A 1,149-nucleotide genomic window follows, 5' to 3' on the forward strand; every position below is an offset into this window, starting at 1 on the left:
TTCTTAACCTCCATTAAATTGATGAGATTAGAATACCTGAAAAATACGGACTAAAAAAGATACTCGGTTATATGACGCTTACGTTTCTAAAAGTAAAGTAATAACACTCGCTAATAAACATTATTTTTATAAACTTTCATTTATACTTTCAATAACAGAAAAAGTTAGTTTCATTTTTATACGAAACTAACTTTTTACACTTATTTATGCTCTTTTTTGTTCACACCTAATAATGTGAGTAAGCTTGATAAGCCCACAAGGACTAATCCTAACAAACCAGCTTGATTCTCTTTTTCACTAGTTTGTGGCAATTGACCTTGCGTCTGCCGTTCAACATTAGGTTGCACAACTCTACGAGCAAGTTTTTGTCCTTCCTCGTGTGGTTGAGTTACACGATCTGCTTGATGATCCTGTTCTTCAAAACCTTGTACATGTGGTTTTCCTTTATTTGGTTTGTCATTTGTTGTTGGTTTTGAAAGCTTATCATCAGGTGTTACCGGAGGTTTTTGCGAAGGAGTATTATGATCTGTCTGGTTTCCTGGATTTACTGGTTCACTCGGAGTTATTGGTGTATCAGGTTGATTTGATTGATCAGCTTCATACGTAACAACTTGTGCTAAATCAAGATTCTTATCCCAATTATTTGTATTAACCGTGATTACTTGACCACCAGCTGTTGACGTTGGGTGATATCCTGGTACTTCTGGAGCAGTAATCGTCGCAAATTTAGAACTTGCTTGATAATCACCTTGCCAAGTTGTTTCACCAGTTGCCAAATCCTTTACGCCATTTTGAACAAAATTGATGGTTGCCGTCTTCTTAACCTGCGTGCCATCTGGCAATTCGAAGGTTACAGTTAACGTTACATCTTTAGTTCTTGTGACATTTTCCTTCTTATGATGAACATGAACAACCACTTCTGGATGCTTATCTGGACCAAAAGTAATCTCGGTTTCATAGCCTGGAACCAATTCATACTTTGTATCATCCGGATTAACTACGTTTGTAGGTACTGTCTGATCAGTTTTACCAGTGATCGTTCCAGAATCAATGGTTGCCCCATGATTGTCATCATCGACATAAACTACATTAACAGACTGATCGTTAGCACTGTATGTTACGACTACCATTTGATCATGGCCCTTGATA

At 37.2% G+C, this 1,149-nt stretch carries 1 protein-coding gene; it reads right to left on the reverse strand.

Annotation, left to right across the window (positions count from 1 at the left end):
• Positions 1-200: 200 nt before the first annotated feature.
• Positions 201-1,149: mucin-binding protein (locus JEM49_RS04355; RefSeq protein WP_446720525.1), on the reverse strand; the 949-nt coding region annotated here is incomplete at its 5' end.

The organism is Lactobacillus sp. A27 (assembly GCF_016742815.1).
Taxonomy (GTDB): Bacteria; Bacillota; Bacilli; order Lactobacillales; family Lactobacillaceae; genus Lactobacillus; species Lactobacillus gallinarum.